This is a genomic window from Paraburkholderia sp. Tr-20389 (assembly GCF_017104565.1).
Classification (GTDB): domain Bacteria; phylum Pseudomonadota; class Gammaproteobacteria; order Burkholderiales; family Burkholderiaceae; genus Paraburkholderia.
In genome coordinates, this window is sequence record NZ_JAAGPD010000014.1 from 97,816 (window position 1) to 123,383 (window position 25,568).

The 25,568-nt window shown below is 57.4% G+C and carries 20 protein-coding genes; 9 read left to right on the forward strand and 11 right to left on the reverse strand.

Going from position 1 to position 25,568, the window contains the following annotated elements; all coding sequences use genetic code 11:
* Positions 1–96: 96 nt before the first annotated feature.
* Positions 97–1,218, reverse strand: a complete 1,122-nt coding sequence (locus G3N95_RS16110; RefSeq protein WP_205971075.1) for a hypothetical protein — start codon at positions 1,216–1,218, stop codon at positions 97–99.
* 383 nt (positions 1,219–1,601) lie between these two features.
* Here G3N95_RS16110 and G3N95_RS16115 point away from each other — a divergent pair, with 383 nt between their 5' ends.
* From G3N95_RS16115 to G3N95_RS16135, 5 genes are all read left to right on the forward strand, one after another.
* Complete coding sequence (locus G3N95_RS16115; RefSeq protein ID WP_241018585.1) at positions 1,602–2,330, forward strand: aldehyde dehydrogenase family protein; 729 nt, start codon at positions 1,602–1,604, stop codon at positions 2,328–2,330.
* A gap of 326 nt (positions 2,331–2,656) precedes the next feature.
* The gene (locus G3N95_RS16120) at positions 2,657–3,499 is read left to right on the forward strand and encodes a MaoC family dehydratase N-terminal domain-containing protein (protein WP_205971076.1); all 843 of its coding nucleotides are present in this window, start codon (positions 2,657–2,659) and stop codon (positions 3,497–3,499) included.
* Positions 3,500–3,521: 22 nt separating this feature from the next.
* Positions 3,522–4,685, forward strand: coding sequence for an acyl-CoA dehydrogenase family protein (locus tag G3N95_RS16125; protein WP_205971077.1), 1,164 nt, complete (start codon positions 3,522–3,524; stop codon positions 4,683–4,685).
* A gap of 13 nt (positions 4,686–4,698) precedes the next feature.
* Positions 4,699–5,877, forward strand: a complete 1,179-nt coding sequence (locus G3N95_RS16130; RefSeq protein ID WP_205971078.1) for a CaiB/BaiF CoA-transferase family protein — start codon at positions 4,699–4,701, stop codon at positions 5,875–5,877.
* A gap of 93 nt (positions 5,878–5,970) precedes the next feature.
* Positions 5,971–7,374 carry an MFS transporter gene (locus tag G3N95_RS16135; RefSeq protein ID WP_205971079.1) on the forward strand — a complete coding sequence of 468 codons (1,404 nt, stop codon included), beginning with the start codon at positions 5,971–5,973 and terminating at the stop codon, positions 7,372–7,374.
* 30 nt (positions 7,375–7,404) lie between these two features.
* Here the strand turns inward: G3N95_RS16135 and G3N95_RS16140 are convergent, their stop codons facing one another.
* The 5 genes from G3N95_RS16140 to G3N95_RS16160 all read right to left on the reverse strand — a co-directional run bounded on the left by G3N95_RS16140 (position 7,405) and on the right by G3N95_RS16160 (position 12,344).
* Entirely contained in the window at positions 7,405–8,358 is a 954-nt protein-coding gene (locus G3N95_RS16140) for a LysR substrate-binding domain-containing protein (protein WP_205971080.1), read from the reverse strand.
* A gap of 79 nt (positions 8,359–8,437) precedes the next feature.
* Positions 8,438–9,277 carry a CoA ester lyase gene (locus tag G3N95_RS16145; RefSeq protein WP_205971081.1) on the reverse strand — a complete coding sequence of 280 codons (840 nt, stop codon included), beginning with the start codon at positions 9,275–9,277 and terminating at the stop codon, positions 8,438–8,440.
* Between the two features lie 31 nt (positions 9,278–9,308).
* Positions 9,309–10,241 carry an electron transfer flavoprotein subunit alpha/FixB family protein gene (locus G3N95_RS16150; protein ID WP_205971082.1) on the reverse strand — a complete coding sequence of 311 codons (933 nt, stop codon included), beginning with the start codon at positions 10,239–10,241 and terminating at the stop codon, positions 9,309–9,311.
* Positions 10,242–10,254: 13 nt separating this feature from the next.
* A complete protein-coding gene (locus tag G3N95_RS16155) occupies positions 10,255–11,004 on the reverse strand; it encodes an electron transfer flavoprotein subunit beta/FixA family protein (RefSeq protein ID WP_205971083.1) in 750 nt (249 codons plus the stop codon).
* A gap of 140 nt (positions 11,005–11,144) precedes the next feature.
* Positions 11,145–12,344, reverse strand: coding sequence for a mandelate racemase/muconate lactonizing enzyme family protein (locus tag G3N95_RS16160; protein WP_205971084.1), 1,200 nt, complete (start codon positions 12,342–12,344; stop codon positions 11,145–11,147).
* 227 nt (positions 12,345–12,571) lie between these two features.
* On the opposite strand from G3N95_RS16160, the gene G3N95_RS16165 reads away from it, so the two are divergent.
* The 4 genes from G3N95_RS16165 to G3N95_RS16175 all read left to right on the forward strand — a co-directional run bounded on the left by G3N95_RS16165 (position 12,572) and on the right by G3N95_RS16175 (position 20,051).
* Complete coding sequence (locus G3N95_RS16165) at positions 12,572–13,147, forward strand: FCD domain-containing protein (RefSeq protein ID WP_241018586.1); 576 nt, start codon at positions 12,572–12,574, stop codon at positions 13,145–13,147.
* Positions 13,148–13,570: 423 nt separating this feature from the next.
* Entirely contained in the window at positions 13,571–14,983 is a 1,413-nt protein-coding gene (locus G3N95_RS16170) for a toll/interleukin-1 receptor domain-containing protein (protein WP_205971086.1), read from the forward strand.
* 2 nt (positions 14,984–14,985) lie between these two features.
* Positions 14,986–19,638 (forward strand): PDZ domain-containing protein, encoded by a 4,653-nt coding sequence (locus G3N95_RS40570; RefSeq protein ID WP_241018587.1) that lies wholly within the window; start codon positions 14,986–14,988, stop codon positions 19,636–19,638.
* The gene (locus G3N95_RS16175) at positions 19,635–20,051 is read left to right on the forward strand and encodes a hypothetical protein (RefSeq protein ID WP_346778380.1); all 417 of its coding nucleotides are present in this window, start codon (positions 19,635–19,637) and stop codon (positions 20,049–20,051) included. The genes G3N95_RS40570 and G3N95_RS16175 overlap by 4 nt, the downstream gene beginning before the upstream one ends.
* A 395-nt stretch (positions 20,052–20,446) precedes the next feature.
* On the opposite strand, the gene G3N95_RS16180 is transcribed toward G3N95_RS16175, so the two are convergent.
* The 5 genes from G3N95_RS16180 to G3N95_RS16200 form a co-directional block, all read right to left on the reverse strand.
* Positions 20,447–21,100, reverse strand: coding sequence for a hypothetical protein (locus G3N95_RS16180; RefSeq protein ID WP_205971087.1), 654 nt, complete (start codon positions 21,098–21,100; stop codon positions 20,447–20,449).
* Positions 21,101–21,240: 140 nt separating this feature from the next.
* Positions 21,241–22,206 carry a hypothetical protein gene (locus tag G3N95_RS16185; RefSeq protein ID WP_205971088.1) on the reverse strand — a complete coding sequence of 322 codons (966 nt, stop codon included), beginning with the start codon at positions 22,204–22,206 and terminating at the stop codon, positions 21,241–21,243.
* A gap of 358 nt (positions 22,207–22,564) precedes the next feature.
* Complete coding sequence (locus G3N95_RS16190; protein WP_205971089.1) at positions 22,565–23,503, reverse strand: ATP-binding protein; 939 nt, start codon at positions 23,501–23,503, stop codon at positions 22,565–22,567.
* A gap of 226 nt (positions 23,504–23,729) precedes the next feature.
* A complete protein-coding gene (locus tag G3N95_RS16195; RefSeq protein WP_205971090.1) occupies positions 23,730–24,434 on the reverse strand; it encodes an MAE_28990/MAE_18760 family HEPN-like nuclease in 705 nt (234 codons plus the stop codon).
* Between the two features lie 2 nt (positions 24,435–24,436).
* Positions 24,437–25,492: a DUF262 domain-containing protein gene (locus G3N95_RS16200; protein ID WP_205971091.1), complete on the reverse strand. Its 1,056-nt coding sequence runs from the start codon at positions 25,490–25,492 to the stop codon at positions 24,437–24,439.
* Positions 25,493–25,568: the final 76 nt, after the last annotated feature.

Sequence of the window (25,568 nt, forward strand, 5' to 3'; positions counted from 1 at the left end):
CAGCGGGCGACAGCGCATGCGCTGATGTTTACGCCGTCGACGCCGCGCTCTTGCACGGTATCGACGGACGTGACATCGTCGCGTCATGCGTTGGCATCAACGTCCATCGGAGTCGAACGGCAGGCTCCAGTCTGTGATGTTCGGCACGTTGTCGTCGACGGCTGCAAAGTGCACGACGTCATTGCGCGGCTGCGAGAAGGCCAGGCCAAATGCGCCGCCCTGCGCCGCGTCCATCTGAAGCTCCGCGACGAAGCGCCCTTGCGGTGTGAACTCGGTGATCTCGCTCGGATGGTTCGGATCGCTATTGATCGCGTCGCCGTTGGCCGTGAAGAGATGGCCATTCGGACCCAGTGCAAGAGCGAGCGGCCCATGCAGGTGCGTGTTGTCCGCATATATCAGCACACCCTTGCCGCCGTCGTGTTGCGTGTTGCCAGCACCAAACACAGCAAAGATCGCGTTATCGACCGTTGACGCCACATAGAGGACATCGCGCTGAGCATCGTAAGCGAGCCCCGTCGGCCCCACGACGAGCGCTGCCGAGTCGCCGCGAAACGGATAGCCGGATGCGATCTGCGTGCTTTTCCGAAGATGAACGCCGTTATCGTCGATCGCGACGTCGAGACGCACGACGGTCCCGTTCAGCACGTTCGACACGAAGACTTTCGCGCGATCGCCCATATCGAAGATAGTCAGATCCCACGGCCCGTCGAGCCCGGCATTGGCGGGCGTCCATTGCGTGACGACACCGCCCGTCCGGTTCAGTACCAGAAGGGAGCCGGGCTTGATGCTTGCAAACGTTCCGTCGTCGGCAGGCACATTGCCGACCAGCACGAAGCCTGCTCGTAGCACGCCGAGCGCCGTCGTCAGACCGAGTCCTTTCGGTCCCTGAAAGAAGACGGTCGGATTGCCGTTCGCGACGATCTTGACGATCGTCGTCCCCGTACCTTGCAGATTCTTTGCATTGTTGAAATTGGAAACAAGCAGATCGCCTGCGGCGATAGTGCCGTAAGACGGAAATCCGCGCGGCACGAAGGCGACGCCATAAGGATTGAGGTCACCGTTCGGTGGCACGGTCGAAGAGGTGACGGAAGGTGGCGGCAGCAATTGGGTATCGCCCGCGATCGCGGGAACGCTTGCGGCCATCATGAAGCATGTGCCGCACAGCATCTCGATCACGAGACCTTTGAATGCGTGGCCTTTTCTGTCAACTGCTTGCAAGCGAAGCCTGGGGTCGCCATCTGACGTAGGGCGTGAAACGACGCGATTCATGGCAATTCTCCATTGAGGCCGCGGTGGCAGGAATGCGCAGCCATACCGCGAGCAGATCAGATCCTCCTGCATGACCGGCACGCCCCCGCGAGCGTGCGCTGGATCCGATTGCGCAGCGCCGACGAAGAGGCAATCGCCCTCTGCGGAAGGGCCAAAGGGAGAAACGTGTCCGATGTAGAGAGTCGCGTCGATTCACGTGATGATCGGACGGTGCCCTGTAAACGAGCACCGCGCGCCCGATATTCCGGGTTGGCGATAAAAGAGTGGGCCTGACCTCTCAGGCCTCTTGAGCCTGAATTAGCCTTCGATCGCGCAGCGGCCGGATACGGCGTATGGCGGCGCACGACGCTTGTGGAGCGCAGCGAAGCGTTGGTCCGTCTCGGCAAGGCAATTCGCGAGGATTCGCGCCGCATTGCAGAAACTTCCCGCTCTGGCAGGTGATCCGCGGACTCGTCCCCGCGCTTCTGGCAGGCAACACCTACGTGCTGAAGCACGCGCCGAACGTGATGGGGTCCGCGTATTTGCTGCGCGATGCAGTCGCTCGCACGTCGTTTCCAGACGGCACGTTCGAAGTCGTGAATCTGACCAACGATCTGGTGTCGGTCGCGATCGCCGATGACCGTATCGCAGCGGTGACCGTCACCGGCGGCGTGCGTGCAGGTTCGGCGATCGGTGCGCAAGCGGGCGCCGCGCTGAAAAAATGCGTGCTCGAACTGGGGGGCTCCAACGCCTTCATCGTGCTCGCCGATGCCGATATGGATCTTGCCGTCGATGCTGCCGTGAAAGGCCGCTTCCAGAACACCGGACAGGTGTGCGCGGCGGCAAAGCGCTACATCGTCGAGAAAACCGTGTTGAAGCAGTTCACGGAACGGTTCGTCGCGGCCGTGCGCGAACTGAAGGCCGGCGATCCGATGGACCCGGCCACCTATATCGGCCCGATGGCGCGATACGACCTTCGCGATGAGCTTGACCGGCAAGTGCAGCGTACCGTGGAAGATGGCGCGACCGTGCTTATCGGCGGCAGCAAGCTGGAAGCTGAAAAAAAGCGGCTTCGGTCGTGAACTGTCGCACTTCGGCGTTCGCGAGTTCTGCAATGCGCAAACGGTGTGGACCGATCGCCGTTGATACCTTGATAGCGACATCGCACGGGGGCGCTGATCGCGGCGCCGCTCCCCGATCCGATTCAAATGCAAAAGCACGCCGGTTCTACCGAACAACCTGCGCATACTGGCGGCCATGCGCCAAGTGGCCGTCATCCTCGTGGGGAGCGCGATAGGTTCGACCTATGACCGCCACATGAATCTGGTATTTCCGCGCATCCGGACGTTCACATAGAGTCTCCGTATCGATACGAATATCGGCCGTCTGGCCGACGACGGAGACACGCATGAACCAACAGAACGCTGACGTCGGCGGGCACACGGAATGCGCGAGCGACATTCTTGCCCAAACGTCTGCGGCAGCGCTAAGTGCGACGCTGGACTACGAAGTTCCTCCGCAATCCGGCGAAGCCCTTCCCCATCTTTGGCACTGGATCTTTTTCAGGCCGACCGTTCCGCACCATCTCATCGCTGAAGACGGGCACCCGCAAAAAGGCGGCTTTCTCCCTGACCTCGGACTGCCGCGGCGCATGTGGGCCGGCGGCCGCTTGCGCTTCCTGTCGCCACTGATCGTCGGCAAGGAGATCAGTCGCGAGTCGACGATCCTCGACATCAGCGAAAAGGAAGGTAGAAGCGGCAAGCTAGGCTTTGTCACCGTCAATCACCGGATCCGCTGCGCGGGCACACTCGCTGTCGATGAAGAGCAGGACATCGTCTATCGCGAGCCGGCCGTTCCGGGCACGCCGGCACCTGCGCCGACCGCCGCACCGGACGACGCGCAATGGAAGCGCGAACTCGTTCCGGACGAAGTGCTGATGTTCCGCTACTCCGCACTGATGTTCAACGCGCATCGCATTCACTACGACAAGCCGTATGCGACGCAGACGGAGGGCTATCCCAACCTCGTCGTGCATGGCCCGCTCATCGCGACGCTGCTGATGGATCTGGTGCGCAGGCACCGCCCCGATGCCGCGGTACTCGACTTCTCATACAAGGCGATGCGCCCGAGTTTCATGGGTAACTCGCTTCATCTCTGCGGCACGCCTTCTGCCGACGGCACAACGGTCGAGCTTTGGTCACACGACCACGAAGGCTGGCTGACCATGACCGCGCGCGCGACCCTCGCTTAAACCTACCGACAGACGATTCCCCATGTTCAACACGACAATCGACTCACACCAGGACATCCGCGAAGCCGTACGCGACCTCTGCCAACAGTTTACGGGCGAGTACTTCCGCAAGGTCGACGAAGAGCGCGGCTATCCCGAGGCCTTCGTCAATGCGCTGACGCAAGCAGGATGGCTCGCTGCGCTGATTCCGCAGGAATATGGCGGCTCGGGTCTTGGCTTGACTGAAGCGTCCGTCATCATGGAGGAGATCAACCGTTCGGGCGGCAATTCGGGTGCCTGCCACGGCCAGATGTACAACATGGGCACACTCGTGCGGCATGGTTCGACCGGGCAGAAACAGCGCTATCTGCCGAAGATCGCCACCGGTGAGTTGCGCCTTCAGTCGATGGGTGTCACCGAGCCGACCACGGGCACCGACACGACGAAGATCAAGACGACGGCGGTGCGCAAGGGCGATCGTTATGTGATCAACGGTCAGAAGGTCTGGATTTCCCGCATCCAGCACTCCGACCTGATGATTCTGCTTGCCCGCACGACGCCCCTTTCGGACGTCAAGAAGAAGAGCGAGGGCATGTCCATCTTTATCGTCGATCTGCGCGAAGCGATCGGACATGGCATGACGGTTCGTCCGATTCTGAACATGGTGAACCACGAAACCAATGAACTCTTCTTCGACAACCTCGAAATTCCGGCTGAAAACCTGATCGGCGAAGAAGGCATGGGCTTCAAGTACATCCTTGACGGCCTGAATGCGGAGCGCACGCTGATTGCAGCGGAGTGCATCGGCGATGGGTACTGGTTCCTCGACAAGGTCACCCAGTACGTCAAGGACCGCGTCGTCTTCGGCCGTCCTATCGGCCAGAACCAGGGTGTGCAGTTCCCGATCGCAAGAGCCTTCGTCAATGTCGAAGCAGCGAACCTGATGCGCTACAAGGCTTGCGAACTGTTCGACGCGCACAAACACTGCGGGGCGCAGGCGAATATGGCCAAGCTGCTCGCGGCCGATGCATCGTGGGAAGCCGCGAACGCCTGCCTGCAGTTTCACGGCGGGTTCGGCTTCGCGGCGGAGTACGACGTCGAACGCAAGTTCCGCGAGACCCGCCTTTACCAGGTGGCACCGATCTCGACCAACCTGATCCTGTCGTACGTCGCCGAGCACATTCTCGGTCTGCCCCGTTCCTTCTGACAGGTAGCCGATCATGCGTCCGCTTCAAGGTATCAAGGTTGTCACCTTCGAACATGCGATCGCCGCGCCGTTTTGCACACGGCAGCTTGCCGACCTGGGCGCCCGCGTGATCAAGGTCGAACGGCCCGGCACGGGTGACTTCGCACGCAATTACGATGAACGCGTGTCGGGTCTTGCGTCCCACTTCGTGTGGACCAACCGGTCGAAGGAAAGCATCACGCTCGATGTCAAGCAGACGCAGGCACTCGACGTCGTGCACCGGCTACTCGCCGATGCCGATGTCTTCGTGCAGAACCTGGCGCCCGGCGCAACGCAAAGACTGGGCCTCGACTACGCGTCTCTCTGCGAGACGTATCCACGTCTGATTGTCTGCGACATCTCCGGCTACGGACTCGACGGCCCGTTCCGCGACAAGAAAGCCTACGACCTGCTGATCCAGAGCGAATCCGGCTTTCTCAGCATCAGCGGCTCCGAAGGCAAACCGGCGAAGGCGGGTTGTTCCATCGCGGACATCGCCGCCGGCATGTACGGCTACACCAACATCCTCGCGGCGCTGATCGAGCGCGGGAAAACAGGACGCGGCCAACACATCGACGTGTCGATGCTCGAAAGCATGGTCGAGTGGATGAGCTACCCGCTCTACTACTCGATCGATGGGCAGACGCCGCCTCGCCAGGCCGGTGCGTCGCATGCAACCATCTTTCCGTATGGTCCATTTCCGGCGGGCGACGGAAAGACGGTCATGCTCGGCCTTCAGAACGAACGCGAATGGAAGAGCTTTTGCGAGACCGTGATACAGCAACCCGAGCTTGCCACGGACGAGCGCTTCAGTTCCAACAGCCGGCGCGTCGGCAAATGCGACGAACTCACACGCATCATCGTCCGCGCGTTTGCGACGCTGACGGCAGCACAGGTGATCGAGCGGCTCGAGCAGGCGAGCATTGCGAATGCACGAATGAACGACATGCATGACGTGTGGGATCACGAGCAGCTGAAGGCAAGGCAACGATGGACGACCGTGCGAACGGCAGCCGGAGAGATTCCGGCGCTGTATCCGCCGGGTCAAACGGCAACCGACGAGCCGCGCATGGATGCAGTCCCCGCTTTGGGCGAAAACACCGACGCCATTCTCGACGAACTCGGCTTCACTGCATCCGACATCGAAGCGATGCGAACGGCGGGCGCCATCTAGACCGCACAACACCCGCAAGAAACAAGGGGGCATAAGTTCAAACAATCCCCCCTACTCGACGCTCTACAACAAGACTTCATTTCAGGAGACAACATGTCAGTAACGGTCAATGCTGCCGGGCGGCTCGATCGCCTGCCTATCTGCAGCTTTCACTGGAAGATTCTCGGCCTGATTGCAGGCGGCGCTTTTCTCGACGCGTTCGATATCTATCTGGCAAACGGTTCCGTTGCAGCGATGGTGAAGGAAGGCTTCACGGACTTACGTCACGGCGCCTTCTTCGTATCGGCTACCTTCGTCGGCATGATGATCGGCGCGTATGCGGCGGGCCACATCGGTGACAAGCTCGGTCGGCGCTACTCCTATCAGCTTAATCTCGGGATCTTCGGACTGGCATCGATTGCTGCGTGCTTTGCACCGAACATCGAATGGCTGATCGTGCTGCGCTTCATCATGGGCGTCGGACTGGGCGCCGAACTCGTCGTTGCAGCGGGCACGCTTGCCGAATTCGTACCGCCGGCAACGCGCGGCAAATGGGTTTCGCTACTGGCCATCATCATCAACAGCGGGCTCTTCGCGGCGCTCGCGGCGGGCTACTGGATCATCCCCAATCTCGGCTGGCGCTATATGTTCGCGATTGCGGGCGTCGGCGCGCTGGTCGTCTGGTTCCTCCGTCATCGCATGCCTGAATCGCCGCGCTGGCTCGAATCGACAGGCAAACTCGAAGACGCGGAAGCGACCCTCGCGGCCATCGAGCGCCAGGTCGAAGCGCGTGTCGGCGCGTTGCCCCCGGTGCAGAGAGTCGTCAATCTGCATGTCGGCGCCGTTCCGTTGCGCGCGCTGTTCGTGCCGGGCATGCGAGGCCGCACGTTCGTCGCAGCATTGACAGCGATTGGCGTCAATATCGGTCTCTATGGATTTATCGCGTGGCTTCCGACATTTTTTGTCAGCGAGGGCCTGTCCATCGTCAAGTCGCTTGGCTTCGTACTGTTGATGTCGATCGGCTCGCCCGTGGGCGGCCTCGTCGGCTACCTGATCGCAGATCGCATCGGGCGTGCAAAAGGGATCGTGTTTGCCGCGCTCGTCAGCATCGCGCTGGGCTGGATCTACGTGACGTTGCGCGAGCCCATGTATATCGTGTTCGTCGGCTTCTGCCTCGTCACCGCGATCTACACGATTACGACGCTCGGTCTGTTCGGCTACATCCCCGAACTCTTTCCGACGGAAGTCCGTCTGCGCGGCACGGGTGTAGCAGGAACGGCTGGGCGTGCCGCATCGATAGCAACGCCTTATCTTGCGCTACTGCTTTATCAGAATGTCGGCGTTTCCGGTGTCATCGCGATGGTGAGCATCGTGTTCGCGATCTTGTGTGCGGCCATTCTCGCGCTGCGCGTCGAGACGAGCCGCCATGCGCTCGAAGACGTCGCGCCGGGTACGAGCGACACGGCAACGCCCGCCCAGGCCCAGCATTCGACGACACACTCGTCGCAGAGCGCATAGACAGCGAATGACGCCGGCTGCTTGCCGGCGTCATTCTCCCGCATCGGCCGTGCGTTCGCGTAGTGTCACGCCTTTCCATGAATCGCGCATCACCTGCTCTCCGATCAACTCGATCAGCGTTTCGCGTACGGCAATCGTCGCCGAATGAATGGGAACGCCATTCGGCCAGCAGATACTGGCGGGACGCCGGATGATCGGGTCGACGATCTTGCGCATCTTCGGAAGACGGGACTGGTCCCACTGCGCGACTGCCGAGCCGGGCAGTATCGTACATGCCCTGCCCGAATGTGCGATGAGCAGCAATGACGGCAGCGAGTCGATATCGGCCACGATATTGAGGTCGACCTTTTCTCTCAGGAACGTACGTTCGAGCAGAAGACGCAAACCGTTCGAGGCGCCCGGTGCAACCAGCGGGATCCCGCCGAGTTTCGCCAGAGAACACGTCATCGAGCGCGGCGAGACATCGCCACCGGGGTCGCCCAGCAAATACAGCGTCTCGTCCAGAACGGGCAGCGCCGTGATACCGGGTGTATCCGATTCACGAAAGAGAATGCCAAGGTCCAACCGTCCGTTCGCCAGCAATTCATTCAGGTAACCGCTCATGGTTTCGAAGAACTGCAAGCGGATGCCCGGATATCGATCCTGCACCCGCTCGAATAGCGGGACCGCGAGCACGGAGGCCATCGTCGTCGGCAGGCCTAGCGCCACTGTCCCCGACTCGGCGCCAGCACCCTTTGTGACTTCCTGCTTCAATTGCTCCATCTGCCGCAGGACCGTGCGTGCATGACGATATAGCGCATCGCCTTCGGCTGTCGGCGTGACGCCGTGATTGCTTCGCAGAAGCAGTGACACGCCCAGTTCCTCTTCGAGTCGCGCCATCTGCTGACTGAGGGACGGCTGAGCGACGAAGAGTTTTTCCGCTGCCTTGCCCAAGCTGCCGAAATCGACAATGCTTACGAAGTAGCGGAGCTGGCGAACGTCCATGAGAGGATTTGAACTGGCGGTGATAGAGATCGGCTGCTGATCGGAGCACTGAGGCACGCCGATCAGCGGGACACCAATTCTATACCGCGTCCGTTCCGGAGCGGGTCGACCGGTCCGCATCAAGAATGCTCTGCGCCTTGAGGATCACAGGCCGGTCGACCATCTTTCCATCGACAGCCACTGCGGCGCCATTCGCGCTCCCGAACGCGTGAAGCACGCGCCGCGCCCATGCTAACTCGGACTCGCCCGGAGCAAAGGTGCGGTTGACGATCGACACTTGCCTCGGGTGAATGCACAGTTTCCCTGCAAACCCGAAGCGTTTGGCTTTTATCGTCTCTGCTTGCAGCAGTTCAGCGTCATCGATGGACGGCGTGACACCGTCGATGGGCGCATGAATGTCTGCCACCCTGGAGATCATCGTCAACTGAGCCCGAAACGTGTCCAGGCTGTCTCCGTCGGTCTCCATGTTCATGTCGGCGCCGAAATCCAGCGTACCGAACATGAGTTGATGGACGCATGGTGCCCTGGCAATCTCCAGCGCATTCCACATACCCTTCGCACTTTCGATCAACGGATAGACGGGAACCTGCCGCTTGATACGGGAGATCAGGTCAGTGACATCGCGCGCACTTTCGGCCTTCGGCAGTACGATGCCTGCCACCCCGCGCAGTTTTCCCAACTGCGCGTCCTGCTCATACCACGGCGTACTGGCCGGATTGATCCGAACGAGAATCGCGCGTTCCGGCGCAAGCCATGCCGCAATGGTCTGCCTTGCCCCTTCTTTGTCTTCAGGGGCTACGGCATCCTCGAGATCGAGAATGACGGCGTCCGCGCCACTGTGCAGCGCTTTTTCAAACCGCTCCGGGCGCGAACCCGGAACGAACAGAAACGAGCGATACGGCTTGCTATTCTCCGACATTGCTTTTCCCTGGAAACCAGTGGCGCGTTGATTACAAGGTAACGGACAGATCCGGCACTGCCGTGAACAGATCGCCGACCAGGCCGTAATCCGCGACGCTGAAAATCGGCGCCTCTTCGTCCTTGTTGATCGCGACGATCACCTTCGAATCCTTCATGCCGGCCAGATGCTGGATCGCACCGGAGATGCCGACCGCGATGTACAACTGCGGCGCGACGATCTTGCCGGTCTGGCCGACCTGATAGTCGTTCGGCACGTAGCCGGCATCGACGGCCGCGCGCGATGCGCCCATCGCTGCGCCGAGCTTGTCGGCCAAAGGCTCCAGCACCTTTGTGTAGTTCTCGCCGCTGCCCAGTCCGCGACCACCTGAAACGATAATCTCGGCGCTAGTCAGTTCCGGACGGTCGAGCTTCGTCACTTCGCGGCTCACGAACTGCGAGAGGCAGGAGTCGGCCGCAGCTTCGATCTTCTCGACCGATGCACTGCCGCCTTCCGCCGCCACCGGATCGAAACCCGTCGCGCGAACCGTGATGACCTTGATGGCATCTTGAGATTGAACCGTAGCGATTGCATTGCCCGCGTAAATCGGGCGCTCGAAAGTATCGCCGCTGAGTACCGCAGTGATCTCGCTGATCTGTGCAACGTCGAGCTTCGCGGCGATACGCGGCGCGATGTTCTTGCCGTACGCCGTAGCGGGCGCGAGGATGTGCGAGTAGTCCTTCGCGATGTTCAGCACCGTCGCTTCGACATTTTCCGCGAGGCCTTCGGCCAGTTGCGGCGCATCGGCGAGCAGCACCTTCGCAACGCCTGCCACCTTCGCCGCCGCGTCGGCCGAGGCTTGTGCGTTGTGACCTGCGATCAGCACATGCACGTCGCCGCTAATCTTCTGCGCGGCAGCAACCGTGTTCAGCGTCGCTGCCTTGAGCGCCGCGTTGTCGTGTTCAGCAATTACCAGAATCGTCATTTCGTCCCTCGCTTCACAAGACTTTGGCTTCTGTCTTGAGCTTCTCGACCAGCGTTTTCACGTCCGCCACCTTCACGCCGGCCGGGCGCTTCGGCGGCTCACTGACCTTCAGCGTCTTCAGATGCGGCGTGACATCGACGCCCAGGTCTCCGGGCTTCACGGTTTCGAGCGGCTTCTTCTTCGCCTTCATGATGTTCGGCAGCGTCACGTAGCGCGGCTCGTTCAGGCGCAGATCGGTCGTCACGACTGCGGGCAGCTTCAGCGACAGCGTTTCGGCACCGCCATCAATTTCGCGCGACACCGTCGCCTTACCATCTGCCACGACGACCTTCGATGCAAACGTCGCCTGCGGCAGGCCAGCCAAAGCAGCCAGCATCTGACCCGTCTGGTTGGAATCGTCGTCGATGGCCTGCTTGCCCAGGAGAATCAGCGAAGGCTGCTCCTTGTCGACCAGCGCCTTGAGCAGCTTCGCCACAGCCAGCGGCTGCAAGTCCTCGTTGGACTCGATCAACACAGCGCGGTCCGCGCCGATCGCCAGCGCCGTGCGCAGCGTTTCCTGACATTGCGTGACACCGCAAGAAACCGCCACGACCTCACTAACCACACCCGCCTCCTTCAGACGCACCGCTTCTTCAACAGCGATTTCGTCGAACGGATTCATCGACATCTTCACGTTGGCGATGTCAACGCCGGATTGATCCGACTTCACGCGGACCTTCACGTTGTAGTCAACCACTCTCTTGACTGGCACAAGAATTTTCAATGTCGTCTCCCAATGTTCGGCCCGGCCCGAAAACCTCCATTTGACGGCCAGCCACATGTCATTGCAAATACCAGTTTTTTCTGGCCGTCATAGGTTTTACCTAGGGCCGTCTTGCCGTTTCGAAAATCGAATTCGACGTATCAGGCCGATTCACGCACCGTTGCATCGGCGCGAAGCTTGATTTCGGGGCGAAGCGCCGTGCCAAGCCCGGGAAGAACGGGCGCCTGAACCATGCCGCGCTCGATGACGGGGAGTTCGGTGACCAGATCGCGATACCAGGTCGAAAGCGTCGCGCGAACGACTTCCTGGTAGATCGCCGTGGACGCATGCAGCGCGAGATGCAGTCCCGCCATCAGCGTGATGGGACCCGTGCAATCGTGCGGCGCCAGCGCGCGCCTGTGCGACTCGGCGATGGCCGCAATCTTTCGCGCTTCCGTCAGGCCGCCGCACCACGCAAGATCGAGCATCACGATGTCGATGGCATCGGCGGCCATCAGTTCACGGAATTGCGTGCTGCCCGACAACGTTTCGCTGCCGCAAATCGGCACGCGCACGCGCGAGCGCAGGTCTGCCAATGCCTCGACGTCGTGCATCTTGTTGATCGGATCTTCTGCCCAGAACACGCCGAAGTCCTCCAGCGCGCGACAGATGCGCTCGGCGGGCAACGCGCCCCACAAGCTGTGCAGTTCGCACATCACTTCGATATCGTCGCCGACTGCCTGGCGGATCTTCCTGAATGGATCGAGGCCTTTCTTGAGATCGGCAAGCGACAGCGTCTGCCCACCCGTTGCCGCCGCGAACACGTCGAATGGCCAGATCTTCATCGCGCGATAGCCCTCTTCCAGCAGGCTCATCGCAAGGCGTCCTGCGTCCCGATTGAACGCGATCTGATCGTCATACGGGCCCTGCGATGCATCGTGTCCGGCGATCACGCGTCTTGCAATGTCATTGCTGTTGTACGAGTAGCCGGCACAGGTGTTGTAGGCCTGGATTTCGAGGCGGTTCGCTCCGCCAATGGCCTCGTGGACCGGAATGCCGTGACGCTTTCCCTTGATGTCCCACAACGCGATATCCACCGCACTCGCCGCACGTATCTCCGCGCTCGCCCCTTGAAATCCCACGTACGGGCTGAGCAACTGGCGCGAGATCGCATCGATCCGCCGCGAATCCTGGCCGATGATCTGCGGCGCGATCTGCTCGTGAATGACGGCTTCCACCGCCAGCGCGCCGCGAAATGTTTCGCCGAGGCCAATCAGTCCTTCGTCAGTTTCGACCTCGACCCAGATCAGGTTTGGCCTTTCGGCGATACGTATCGTGCGTAGCTTCGTGATGGTCGACATGGCTCTGTGCGCGGTTGTTGACGAGTTGTAGCGATGCTCGCAGGGCTTCCAGATCGTCGTCAAAGATTCGTGCAACCTGTATTACAGGTTTAAGATGAAGCGAAGTTCGGCTCGGGTTCGCTACGATGACTGTCTCTCCCCTCACAGACGTTGCATATCAAGGCATTCTGGCTTTCATCGACCGAAGCCGGCTGATGCCCGATGACAAACTGCCTGGTGAAAACCCCATGGCCGAATTGCTGGGCGTATCGCGACCTGTCGTGCGTCAGGCGCTGGCCCGGCTGAGGTCCGAAGGATGGGTGGTGTCGCGCAAAGGATCGGGAAACTATGTCGGTCAACCTCATTTGCGCAGCGCGCCGTTCGGTCCGATTCAAAGCGTCGACGAGGTGCGCGCGTTTCTCGAGTTTCGCTGTGTGATCGAAGGCGAATGCGCTGCATGGGCTGCCGTCAGCGAGGACCGCCAACTGCGCGATGAAATCAGCACACGCCGACGCATTCTCGAACTGGCGATCCGCCGCGGCACGGAAAGCATCGAGGAAGACATCGCATTCCATGAAGCGATCGCGAAAGCCAGTGGCAACAAGTTCTATCTGATGACCATGATGGCCATCCGGGACCATCGGCGCATGGCGACGCATGTCATACGCGAACGCTCAACTCAACCTCGACTGCGCCGGGTTCACGACATCCGTGAAGAGCATCTGCTGATCGACAAGGCGATTGCGAGAGGCGACCCGGACGAGGCGCGCCACGTCATGGTCTCTCACATCAGGAGCGGCATCGCGCGGCTGTTTGGGGAATGATCGCGCGCCGTGTCCGGCTGCTCTGTCGATCGAGAAATTCACCTGTAACTCGTCTGACTGAGGTGGCGCGCCGCGAGCCGCATTTCGCTTCGGTCAACGGTTTCCCCTTGAATTTTGAATACTCAAACAATACACAAAATAAACATCTCCCCGATGCTTAACATGTGTGTTCAATACGGAGATGCGGCTCCCAGGAAGGTCACGTCTTGTGGTGAAAAGCCGCACGCCGACGCCCGTTTAACTTTAAATGTTGGTGCTGTTTGCACGACGACATGAATTAACCACCTTCTTTAATCAAAAGTACAAGTCAATTCGTGAATCGGGCATAACAGAACATTGGGACCTGATGGTTGCGATGAGGCGGCAACAATGGATTGTTGAGTTACCAGAACGTAACTATGTCACTGCCATGAGGGTAACAAGATGACCGTTCTAGCTGAATACGACCACGATATCTTCGTTAGCTACGCGCACCTCGACGATAAAGGTGCTCGTCCATGGGTGACAGCTCTGGTCACGACCCTCACGAACTATGGATCGCAGAGACTCGGCCGCCCCCTTCGCGTCTGGATGGATCATGCGCTCGGCGGCAACCAGGCCATCACTCCCGAGATAATACAGGCGGTGCGGAGATCGGCGACGCTGCTCATCATCATGTCGCGCGGTTACCTGCAGTCGGAGTGGTGTCTCAAGGAACGCAACGCATTTTTGAATATCACCGCGGCTCGTATTGAAAAGCAACGTGTCTTTGTCGTCGATGCGTGGCGAACCGAGCGGAGTGAGATGCCCGTCGAACTTCGTGACCTGAAAGGCTTTGCGTTCTGGGTGCAAGACGACGGCGCGGGCGACATTGCGCGTCCGCTGGGTCTCATTGACGCACAGGAACGCCGGTATCACGAACGCCTTGTCGATCTGAGCGGTCAGTTGGCGAAGGCGCTGCAGTCGCTTGACTCAGCCGTAGCAAGTGATCAAGAGAACGTCGCCCCCTCTGCCGACGCAATCTTCATTGCACGCTCGACCGACGACCTGCTCGATCGTGAGGAGGAACTGTATGGTTACCTGAGCCAGGCGGGCATTGAGCGCCTGCCGCGAAAGTGGTATCCGGAGACGAGCGAAGATGCTTTCTGTGCCGCAATAAATGCAGACTTACAACGTTCCTCGGTGATCGTGCAGTTGCTTGGAAAAACTCGCGGACGCAAGCCTGAATTCGGCGGCGAGCGCCGATACCCCGCGCTACAGAGCGACCTCGCCCTGGCAAGCGGAAAGCCTGTTCTGCGGTGGCGCGATCCGCGCGACGCTCCCTCCGACGTGAGCGACACCGTACATCGTGCATTACTGGAGGACGCTCGTTCATGCAGCTTCGAGGACTTTAAACGCGATGTCATCGAACTGGCGCGACGCGCGCCCCCGATGCAGAAGGCGAGAACTTCTGGCTTATCGGTTTTTGTCAACGCGGACCATGATGACATGGAGGTGGCCCAACGGGTCGCGGAAATCCTCGCGGACAAAGGTGTGGAATGCGCTTGGCCCCTTCGTGATGGAAGTCCCGAAAGAGTGCGACTCGATCTCGAAGAGAATCTGAAGGATTGCGATGGCCTGATTCTCGTGTATGGCGCGACTGAGCCGTCATGGGTTCGAGACCAGCTTCGGCAGGGGCGCAAGATCCTTAGCCAGCGCTCGCGCGCCCTGGCAGCGATGGCAATCTGCCTTGGTCCGCCGGACGAAAAGAAGGAAATCGCGATGGCCCTTCCCGGCCTGATCATGCTCGACGGCAGATCGAACCTAAGTGCAAACGCCTTGGAGACATTCCTGCTAAAGATGAGCGGTGGAGTCTGAACATGACAACTGTCATCGAATTCAGCAACAGCCCTTATCCCGGTCTGCGCCCGTTTCGATATGACGAGTCCGACGTCTTCTTCGGGCGAGAAAGGCAGATCGATCTACTCATCGAGCGGCTCGCGCGCAATCACTTTCTTGCAGTTATCGGTTCATCGGGTTGCGGAAAATCTTCGCTGGTCCGCGCGGGACTGCTGCCCGCACTCAACGCGGGGTTCATGGCACAAGTCGGGTCGAGATGGCGAATCGTCGAGATGCGTCCGGGCGACCATCCTGTCCAGCGACTCACTTGCGCGCTAACGGATGCACATCTGTTTGGTCCAACACTTCCTGTCGAGGAAGCGAGCGCGTTCATCGAGGCCTGTCTGAGACGCGGACCACTCGGCATCGTCGAGGTCCTGAATAGTGCTGATGCGCTGCGAGATCAGGCGCTGCTCCTACTGGTCGACCAGTTCGAGGAAACCTTCCGTTACAGCGAGCCCCGTCCCCTCGATGAGGCGGAAGCGTTCGTCGCGCTCATTCTTGCAAGCACCGCTCAACGGAATGTTCCGATCTATGTAGTTCTCACCATGCGCTCCGATTATCTGGGCGATTGTGCAGCTTTCCGTGATCTTGCCGAAGCTGTTAGCAATAGCCAGTATCTGACACCACGGCTCACCCGAGGCGAGCTAAAACTCGCCATCGAAGGTCCGGCCCGCGTTTTCGGCGGGCAGATCGATCCAAAGCTGCTGAATCGTCTCCTCAATGACTTCGACAACGAGGCAGACCAGTTACCTCTTTTGCAGCATGCGCTCGCCTGCATGTGGGAACGGCAGGTCGATAGCGGTAGCGACTCGCCCCATCTCACGATGGCCGACTGCGAGGCCATCGGAGGCGTGCGCATGGCCCTCTCCAATCAGGCGGATGCGATTCTCGCGGAATTGCCATCTGATCAGCAGCACATCGCACAGGCAATGTTCAGGCGGCTCACGGGCTCCTCAAGCGGCCGGCGAGACGTGCGCGCACCCTCGCGCGTCGCAGAGGTGGCAGAGATCGCGTGCGTCGCGCCTGAAGAGGTCATCGCCGTTGTGGAGGCCTTTGCACGGACCGACCGCGGTCTCCTGCTCGTGCCCGAAGGACCACTTCGCGCTGACAGCATGCTGGACATCTGTCACGAGAGCCTGATCCGGCAGTGGACAAGACTGAGTGAGTGGTCCGAGAAAGAAGCGTTGTCCGCGGAGACATATCGGCTCCTCGAACAGACAGCCCGCCGCTGGAAGAAAGGTGAAGCGGCGCTTTGGAGTACGCCTGACCTCGAAAATGCCCTGGCGTGGGAGGCGAGGGAAAAGCCAACGGCCACGTGGGCGCGTCGCTACGGCGGCGATTTCGACCGCGCAATGGAGTTTCTCAGAGCTAGCGAAACCAGACACCAGGCGGACGTGGCGGCGAAAGAGGCATCGCGGCGTCATCAACTGCGGCGCTACAGACAGACCGTTTATGGACTGATCGCCCTGCTTATTCTGACCTCAGGCGCCGTTGCGATCTATTGGTATGCGACCCAAAGGGAATACGCAACCTATTACAACACGTTCGTTGAACATTGGGGCGTTCCACAGGGCTATGGGCGCCTCACTGAGGCGCAGGTGCGCGAGCGTCCACTGTCGATCAGGATCGTGACGCACGGCCGCTTCGGGCGCGTGTTGCGCATGGAAGCGGTGAACAGCTTCGGTGACTGCGAACCGGAAAACTCGATCACACAGCCGCTCGACAACGGCTCCGACAACAACCCGCTCACCAGCCAGAGAAGCCTTAACGAATGCAAATGGGTCTACGTGCCCGATACGGACGAGCACGGCCTCATCTACGAGAAGGCGCTCAATCGTCACGACGAACTCGTTTGGGGATTGGCCTTTCCGCCACAAACAGACAGGCAACATCAACAGGCGTACTACGTCGGTCCTGACGGCTCGCTAAAGGCACAAAAAAACATTCGCTTGCACAGCGTCGAGGTTGACTACGTGATAGACAACAAAAACAGGCAACGTGACGGGCTACAGATTACTGAACGGTATTTCACGTACGCGGAAGGCGCCAAGAAGCCCGAGCCAGGAAAAGACAACGTATATGGAGTCACGCGCGAACGGGACGCCAACGGGCTCGTCATTCGCGAGACGTCACTTGGAAGCGACGGGCGAACGATCGTGAACAATCAGGATGGCGTCGCTATTGAAACCGTGAAGCGCGACACGCTAGGGAATATGGTCGAGATCGCGGAGTGGGACAAATCCAGTCGCCCGGTGCTGTCGAAAAGCGGCTATCACCTGACGCGGATGACCTACGACGATAATGGCAATCGCATCTCTCAACGCTATTTCGGAACCGATGATCGTCCGGTGAGGCTCAAGGACGAAGGCTTTCATGAAATACGGACCCGCTACGAACACGGGCATGCCGTCGAGAACGCGTTTTTCGACGTGGACGGTAGTCCGGTTCACGGCAACATGCTGGTACACAAGATCGTCATGTCATACGACCGGGACCGTCTGATCGAAACGCGCATGTTCGATGTTCGCGGAAAGCCAGTAGCGGCTGCGGGAGGCACAGAGGCAGGTAAGCTCACTTACGATCCCGACGGCAATATAGGGTCTGCATCGTTCGTCCATGCAGACGGGTCGCCTGCGTTCGATGTGATGGGTGTTCATCAGCGAATCTGGGTCTATGACAGCAAGGGGCGTCCGGTCCGGGAAACGACGCTCGATATAGAGGGAAAACCCACTCGTGGAAAAGGCTGGACGATCGGCAGCAAAGTGTTGAGCTCTTTCGCGTACGGGACATTGCTTGGTTACGACGACCGCGGAGAAACGACGTCGATTGTGTTCATCGATCGAAACGGTGCGCCCCTATCGGGTAACCATCGTTACGCAAAAATGCGCTTCAAATACGATGATCGAGGCAATCAGACCGAGACTGCATATTTCGACGCGCTTGATCATCCCGTCCTGCTAAGCGAGACAGGATACGCGAAGATGGTGTCAACGTACGATGATCGACGCAATGTCATCAAGGAAGAACTGTACGATGAGTATGGTCAGCGGACGATTGGCAATAAGGGCTATGCCACGCTCGAGAAAACCTACGACGAACGCGACCGGATCGCCGAACTTCGCTATTTCGGCATGGACAACAAACCGATTCTACTGGGCGGCCGCTACGTCGCGTTGAAGAGGAGATATGACGGCCGCGACAATCTCATCGAGGAAACGCTTCTCGATATCGATCATCGCCCCGTTGCGCAGGGCCAAGCGGGCGTGCGATGGAAGTTTGACGACCGCGATCGCATGATCGAGGAAGCCTACTTCGATACGAACGGAAAACCGTTCGTCGCCGAGAAAGGCTACGCGATGTTGCGTAACATCTTCGACGCCGATGGCTCGACCTTCACCCAAAGCCAATTCGACGCTGACGGACATCACATCGCCGAACGCGACGGATGTTGGGCACTCAGATTCACGAAAAACGCACGCGGAAGCTTGCTCGACCAGACATGTCTCGGCGCCGATATGAAACCGGTCCGCTCTGCCAACGGCTTCAGTATCAGAACGGTCGAATATGACGCGCACGGGAACAGGACAGAGGATGCATACCGTGACGAGCATGGGCAACTACTGCAGCTTCCGAATGCGTATGCCGTGGCCGCTCAAACGTACAATCAGTTCGACGATGTCACAGGCCAGGATTTCCGCGCTACCGATGGGAAGCTGGTGATGCAATCGTTTGGTTACGCCAGCATGCGTAGTAAATATGACGGCACCAATCTGGTCGAAGAATCGTACTATGGCACTGATGAGAAGCTTGCGCTTCGACCGGACGGTTACGCAATGGCTCGCTATGCGTATGACGATCGTGACAACCAGATCGAAACCGCTTACCTCGGTACAGACGCGAAACCGCGGCTTCAGCCGGAAGGTTATGCGATCGTGCGTAGACAATTCGATCGCAACAACAATCAGACCGAACTGGCTTTCTATGATGAGATGGGGCGCTTGATTCAACAGTCCGACGGCTATGCGATCGAGCGTGGAAAATTCGACAGCCGGGGAAATCAGATCGAGTACGCGTACTTTGGGGTCGACGAAATGCCAGTGCAGTCGATACGAGGATACGCGTCTGTCAGATCGCACTACGACATGCACGATCACCAGATTAGCGAAGCATATTTCGACCGATCTGGCGCGCGCACGTGTCCAGATATCGTCTACACACGATACTGCACGAAGGAGTTTGCCTATGACGCCATCGGCAGACTGAAATCAATACGGTACGTGGGCCCGAACGGGGATGTCCTCGTCACGGCGACATTTGATCTGGATGCAAATGAAAAAACACCCGCCGTGCGTTATGCAGGTACGCATGGTGAGGCGCTCGAATACCATGAGGTCGTGCTGAACGTCGACCCGAACAGTCAGGCGGAAAAGCTGCTTAAAAAAGGCGACATCATCGTGAGTTATGCCGGATTCCGAATCGAATCTTCCGAAACGATGACGCGCCTGACCCGTCAATCTCTAGGGGATTCCCGCGAGCTCAAGGTTCTCCGAGATGGCAAGCTGATCTCGCTGCAAGTCAAGCCGGGACGGCTCGGGTTCACCGATGGCACACAGCTTTTAGTTGCACGATAAGGGCGCAAGAAGGGCGCGGTGACTACGATATCCAGCTGGCAGACCGTGCAACGCGCCAGCGCTACCGGCTCGGCAGCCTGCGTTTTGGCGCCCCTGTCGCTATTACAAACGCCGATGCGCGACAAGGTCCAATCTATGCGCAAGACCGCGTGACAATCGGTGTGATTGTGCATGGCGACAGCACAGTTAGCGGCCACGGCCCAGGAGTAACACCTCTGCTCACCGGACCGTCGTCGCTGCTCAAGCCCATGCATGGGCCGCGATCGAATCTGACAGCTATTTTCCGCCTCCGAGCCATTCAAGCACCTTCTCTCCAACCGACGTTTATCGAACGGTCGCGGCGTACTGTCACTTCGCTGAGTCGCCAGGACTCACATCTTCGACCCAACGTTTTGATGGCTTTTCCCATCTGAACAGCGATAACCAGTCATATCGGCTTCTATCTGGTGGGCACGGCGTAAAGAAATGGCAGTGTCGATTTCGGTCCTCTCGCAACACCCGTCATCCCGGCGCCGCTGGAAACGCCCGCTCGGCCGTCGCGGAAGTTCAGACTCCCCGTTTGCGAGGCCACTTCAAGTGCTTTTCTGTCGTTCGGACGTGCACGATCGCGAATTTCCCGGTTTGTGTCAACGAACGCGTACTCTCGACCCGTTGCTGCCGGTCATTGACGCTGAAGGCATCGACCGCTTTCGAAGACAGAGCGGTCATCCACGCAGACACCGACAGCACCACTTCTGGGTCACCAATCGCCGAAGTTTGTGAATACTGCATATTCGAAGCAACGCCCGCTCGAACGTTGTGTTAAGAATCAATTTGCAACGCTGGTTGTCCGTTGATTGGCAATGTGGGTGTGATTGCCAATATGCGTTCTCCCCTTCCAAAGAATAAGAATGCAAAAAAATAGGGTAAGGCTTCCTACCGCAACATGCTTGATGCTGAGAGGGTATTCAAATCCCACGGTGTCCAAGGTGAAGTAGGCCAAAGCAAGCCAAATGCATAACGTAAACAAATTGACAATCTGATTTGTCTTTGATACGGAGATGTTGCTCGGCCCTGTGACATGCTTTTCAAAGAAACTGTCTCGCGATGGACGGACTAGAATAGTCTTGTAGAGCGGCCCTGTGACCTTATCTTCAAGAATGTCTACGTGGTTTTCCCAATTCTCCTGCCATTTCTTGCTGCCGCGATTAACTTGAAACCAAGCGAATGTAAATAGAAATCCAATGCATGCAACGATAAAGGCCAAGAATTTCTTATCGTCCAAATTTTGCGCGTTCAGGATAATGAAATAACCAGCGAACGCAGCAGCAATAAGCGTCCAAAAATACGTCGCCCGCTTCCAATAGAGTTCGATCTCAAATTTTCGTATATCGAGGGCGTGTTCTAACGATGCTTTCAATTTTTCTTTGTTCTCCGGCTCGATGCCGAAGTCACTCTTATACTTTTTTTCGTCGATCTTCATGGATCCCCAGTCTTGATTTGGAACTGACTGGCATGCAGCCAATGCGTCATATTTCCGCTTTGAGAAGAATGCCTCAATAACTTCTTAAACTGACTATTGCATCCACCGATTAATAGACTATGCGATATCGCTTTAATTCGCTATAGAGGTTCGATTTCGCGCGGCTTACGATTCGTCAATTCGATCAGTCTGTTTGTGAGTTTCTTGCGCAGATCTGTCTGATTGACGTATTCTGGGCAATTGTAGCCAGACAAATCGAAGTGAATCCCCGTCCCCGACTTCCGGAAAAGAATAACCCTTTTCCCTAACGCATGCGCATAGCCAACTTCGTAATAGACATTCGGTCGCGCCCCTGTGAGGTCCGCAAACAAGAATTCACTGGTCCGTATCTCGTTCAGGACTCGCTCACTGATCAACCCCTCGTGTTCGATGTCATCCGCGCGAAGAGCACGAACTTCAAATTGCTGGAATATATTGCGCACAGTTTCAACCGTATCTGTCAATTCCGGATTCGACGGGTCCATCCACATCATAATGAATGCGGTACCAATCCGATATTTCGAGCTGTCATTCTGCGTCCTGGATACCACTTGGCCCGCGCTAGCCGGAGATGCTTCGACCAGCTTTAGAACCAGACTTACCTTGTCCAGCTGAGCATAGAATTCCGATTCAGCTTGATCAGGAGGCAAACCTGATAACTCGGACTGGTCAGCGGGACGAAAACCAAGTACGACGTCTTCGTCGTGAATGACGCTTGCTTCCTGGAATATGTAGCGCCTAAGACGAAGAGCGGCGCGCATCGCCTTTGCGGCAATCTTCACGTCGAGTTGATCCTCGCTGCCGGTCAACGGCGATACTCGCGCTGCTTCTGCCAAGGCAGCGCACGGGATCAGCAATCGATCCACCAACGCCATCGCAAGTCCACGAAGATCTTCAGACAACTGATCCCAATAAAAATTTGGGTCACTACTCGTGTAGCCTCCGCCGAAGGGCGTCGGGGCCTCTTGCGAAACGGCACATTTCCGAGCCTCATCAAAATACTTTGCAGCCGCATCCCACAGCTCTCGAAACTGCGTCCGAATCTCCGAACCCGCGACGTCGCTCATAAATTAGCCCCCATTCCGCCGTCCATTTAAAATCTCGATTTGACGCGCCAGAGCGTCACTGCCGATATAGTGTAGTAGAAGCGCGCGGGTGAGCGGTTTGTTTTCGGATACGAAGGCGCCGTTTGAATGTCGCATGAAGCGTCGAGACGAACAACGCTTCGTGGCCGACCAGCGCCCCCGGCGGAGCTCGATGATCGCCTCGGGTGCGCGATTCATGCAAAGGGCATAAAGCGACCCACTTCCGCCGTTCGAAACGATGCGCGTATAACGGACCGCTTCCAAGGTGTAGCGGCCGTTGTGGCATTCCTAGACTTCGGCTCTGCCAATGGCGGCGTTGCTGAAGATGCCTTTTATAAGGTCAAATCTTCTCCCACTTCAGCTTACTTCCATCTACCCAAAGCTTGCATAACGCCGTGCATGGCGCGCATTCAAGTGCCGTAGCAGTGATGATGACTACGCCGCCAACCTTGGGTAGCGTCGGAGGTCTCCAGAAATTTCCGCTAGGTGGCGCAGACAAGCTTATCCAATCCAACCCGGGCTGCTCCGATGAAATCGGTTCTCCGTACATGGCCAAACTAACGAGCCTTTCCTCTCCCGGGTTAAGACTGAACGCGTCCATACGAAGCCATCGTTCGGGGCTGACAGCATTCATGCCTGTTGCCTCGAAGTGAATCTTGCAATTCGTTAAATACGCGTTTCCAGTATTTTTTATCCCAACCAGTACGGTCTTCGTAATATTGACGGGGCCGTGTTTCTGAGCTTCCACATAGCTACCGTCCTGACCAATCACGATAGAAAGCTTATGTACTGTATTTACACGAGCTTGTGCCGAATCAGATTCGCCCATTTTGGCAATCTCGTCCGGACTCGCTTCGGCAGTAGAGGATCCGCGTCGTACGTACACTGTCCGGGCCGTCACCTTCCCGAAACCTTTCGGTAAATAGAACGGGCGAGCCTGCGGCGGAATCGTAAAAAGTCCGAGAGTCTGCCCTCTAAAGTCAACTGAGCGATATGCAAACTGTATAGGGCGATTGACTTTTGCATTTACGAACTGTTGCAGTCGAGAGTCGTCGATATCATTGTCTAAGCCGACGATCTCCTTTGATCCGTCACGTACGCCGATCACGATATATGCTGTCGTTGTCCTCCATGCGTTGGCAAACGCCAAAATATCTTTCAGCAAGGAAGACTTGCTATCGTCGTCCGCGTTTTCGAACGGATACTGCTGAAGCTTGAAGTCCAGCGCATCGCCTTCGCTGCTGTAGAGCAACCTTTCTATAAGGAAATCGTCTTCCATAGTGACCCTGTCCCGGTACCGAAGGTTAGTGTGTTGACGACACTATAGAGCAGCCATTCGTGTCGATTGATTTATGGCCGCCCGAACCCTCTTCGCGGCAGTAGGCGTGAGTTTGGAATTCGAGCTCATGGGAAATCAGCATGACCTGATTCCTCATTCTTTCACAGGCTCGCAACTTACGAACGCGCGAACGTGCCAAAGCCGAAGATCGCGACACTTCGCGAATTTAGTCCCGTTCGGCCTCTAGGAATCGCGTTTGAGCTGGGGTGTTAAGAAACGCATACGATTCATAGTGCTTTTCCAGCAACTCCACAAACAAGTCCACGGTGCGTCGAACGCCATCGAGTCGGAGTTCCAAGTCGGCTGAACGCCCTCTCGCTCCCACTGAAGCGGGGCTTACCCGACCATGAGCCACTTGATGACGCTTTTGGACCACCTCGTCAACGTAGAAGCGATCTGGACTGTTTATTATCGAATCGGTGGCAATGCCGAGATAGCTTGCGATATCGGCAATAGTCTCCATTTCGGAGTTTTGCAAATGAGGGGCGAAGACGGAACTCTCTATTCGACATGCACGGCCGTCATAGATGGCATCGACAAAATCCAACCGTTTTTTCCATTTTCTCTGCGACTGAGCCTCTGATAGAGCTTTAAACTGAGCATTCATGGCCGTAGGCAAGAACCGCAGTGACAAATCCAAGTTTTGAAGCCCAAGGGCAGACGCAGATCGAAGAAAGCTCTCCGTAGCTTCGTTTAACGACTGCTCTAGTGCGCCGTATAGATGGACATAAAACAGCCCGCGAAGAATTTTCACTTCTTCGGTATCTACTGGCGGCACATCAGCCGATTCGATCGCCTTGATATGGGACAATAACGTTCGTATTTCCCGAAATCTTTCGGCCATCGGCGTGCGCGGAATTGACAGTGCCATTTTTATAGCAAATAGTCGCGCACCAATTCAATCCTTCCACTCACCATTCGTTTGTTGTTCGTTCCGGCCGTTGTAAGCTTTTTCAGCTCTTTATTACTAACGAGGTCCCGTAATTTTTTTGTATCAGGGTCGATTCCGGCCTGAATGGCCAAGGCAGTTCCTACAGATAGCGCCTCAAAAAGATTGGCGGGCGTGATAGTGGACTGACCTCGTGTTATTCCCTTCGGAAAGGCTGTCGCTAAGGCCGACAAAACTTTCTTGAATAAGTTTATTTTGGAACTAGGGATGAGTTTGCTCGAATTTTCTTTCATATAGTTATTGAGAAAATCTTTGACGCTCTTTTCGAAATTATTGTAGTTATAGAGATACGCAAAGTATCTGAGAACATACTCCTCAGAAGTGCCATTCTTAGTGTCACCCTCCCGTAGTCGCACTACCTGCTTGAAATCATTAAGGGCCGCTATCTTTCTTAATGAATCATTGAAAGGTCCGCGATAGATACAGTTCCGTATCTCTTGGTTGGTCAAAAGAACGCCACCCGTATTCAGTCGCTCAAAAAGATCGAAGCGAACGTTGAGGTCGCTCTTGTCGTTAAGAACAGTGACTCGAATCGGTCGCGTCATAAACATGAGCTGCATCGATTTTGGAAGCTCGCTAAACGTCAGATCGTTTAATGCGCTCAGTTTTTCAAGACCAGCGACTCCAAGAGGGGCTTTTCGGTTAATGGTTCCAAGCAGCTTCGAGCTATCCCCGACAAAGTGGGCAATCGTCGATAGACGTTGAACCCCATCGACGATTTCCCATGTTGCGTCAGGATTCGTTGCCATAAACAGGCTCGGCACCGGGATTCCAAGGAAAATCGACTCTATAAGCTCCGATTCACGCGCCTCATCCCATACGAACTGCCGCTGGTACTCCGGCGGAACGAAGATAGCGCCCTCGACGAACATGTCGTAAATCTGCCGGATGGTCATGTCGTAACTGTCGAACGACACTAGGCGGCGTTCACTGTCCAGCTGCTGTTGGAGTTCCACGAAGGAGAAGGGCTTTTGTGACATATGTTAACGATCTTGTAGTGTCAGTTTCTGCGTCCGCTTGACCTGTCGGTCTTTTGGGCTATATGTGACCAAGCAT

Excerpts from the sequence above, each read along its gene's own strand:
- G3N95_RS16200 (WP_205971091.1), bottom strand. The coding sequence starts at position 25,492 with ATGTCACAAAAGCCCTTCTCCTTCGTGGAACTCCAACAGCAGCTGGAC.
- G3N95_RS16150 (WP_205971082.1), bottom strand. The coding sequence starts at position 10,241 with ATGACGATTCTGGTAATTGCTGAACACGACAACGCGGCGCTCAAGGCA.
- G3N95_RS16125 (WP_205971077.1), top strand. The coding sequence starts at position 3,522 with ATGTTCAACACGACAATCGACTCACACCAGGACATCCGCGAAGCCGTA.
- G3N95_RS16145 (WP_205971081.1), bottom strand. The coding sequence starts at position 9,277 with ATGTCGGAGAATAGCAAGCCGTATCGCTCGTTTCTGTTCGTTCCGGGT.
- G3N95_RS16170 (WP_205971086.1), top strand. The coding sequence starts at position 13,571 with ATGACCGTTCTAGCTGAATACGACCACGATATCTTCGTTAGCTACGCG.
- G3N95_RS16115 (WP_241018585.1), top strand. The coding sequence starts at position 1,602 with ATGGCGGCGCACGACGCTTGTGGAGCGCAGCGAAGCGTTGGTCCGTCT.
- G3N95_RS16185 (WP_205971088.1), bottom strand. The coding sequence starts at position 22,206 with ATGAGCGACGTCGCGGGTTCGGAGATTCGGACGCAGTTTCGAGAGCTG.
- G3N95_RS16130 (WP_205971078.1), top strand. The coding sequence starts at position 4,699 with ATGCGTCCGCTTCAAGGTATCAAGGTTGTCACCTTCGAACATGCGATC.
- G3N95_RS16160 (WP_205971084.1), bottom strand. The coding sequence starts at position 12,344 with ATGTCGACCATCACGAAGCTACGCACGATACGTATCGCCGAAAGGCCA.
- G3N95_RS16165 (WP_241018586.1), top strand. The coding sequence starts at position 12,572 with ATGGCCGAATTGCTGGGCGTATCGCGACCTGTCGTGCGTCAGGCGCTG.
- G3N95_RS16135 (WP_205971079.1), top strand. The coding sequence starts at position 5,971 with ATGTCAGTAACGGTCAATGCTGCCGGGCGGCTCGATCGCCTGCCTATC.
- G3N95_RS16195 (WP_205971090.1), bottom strand. The coding sequence starts at position 24,434 with ATGGCACTGTCAATTCCGCGCACGCCGATGGCCGAAAGATTTCGGGAA.
- G3N95_RS16180 (WP_205971087.1), bottom strand. The coding sequence starts at position 21,100 with ATGAAGATCGACGAAAAAAAGTATAAGAGTGACTTCGGCATCGAGCCG.
- G3N95_RS16140 (WP_205971080.1), bottom strand. The coding sequence starts at position 8,358 with ATGGACGTTCGCCAGCTCCGCTACTTCGTAAGCATTGTCGATTTCGGC.
- G3N95_RS40570 (WP_241018587.1), top strand. The coding sequence starts at position 14,986 with ATGACAACTGTCATCGAATTCAGCAACAGCCCTTATCCCGGTCTGCGC.
- G3N95_RS16120 (WP_205971076.1), top strand. The coding sequence starts at position 2,657 with ATGAACCAACAGAACGCTGACGTCGGCGGGCACACGGAATGCGCGAGC.
- G3N95_RS16190 (WP_205971089.1), bottom strand. The coding sequence starts at position 23,503 with ATGGAAGACGATTTCCTTATAGAAAGGTTGCTCTACAGCAGCGAAGGC.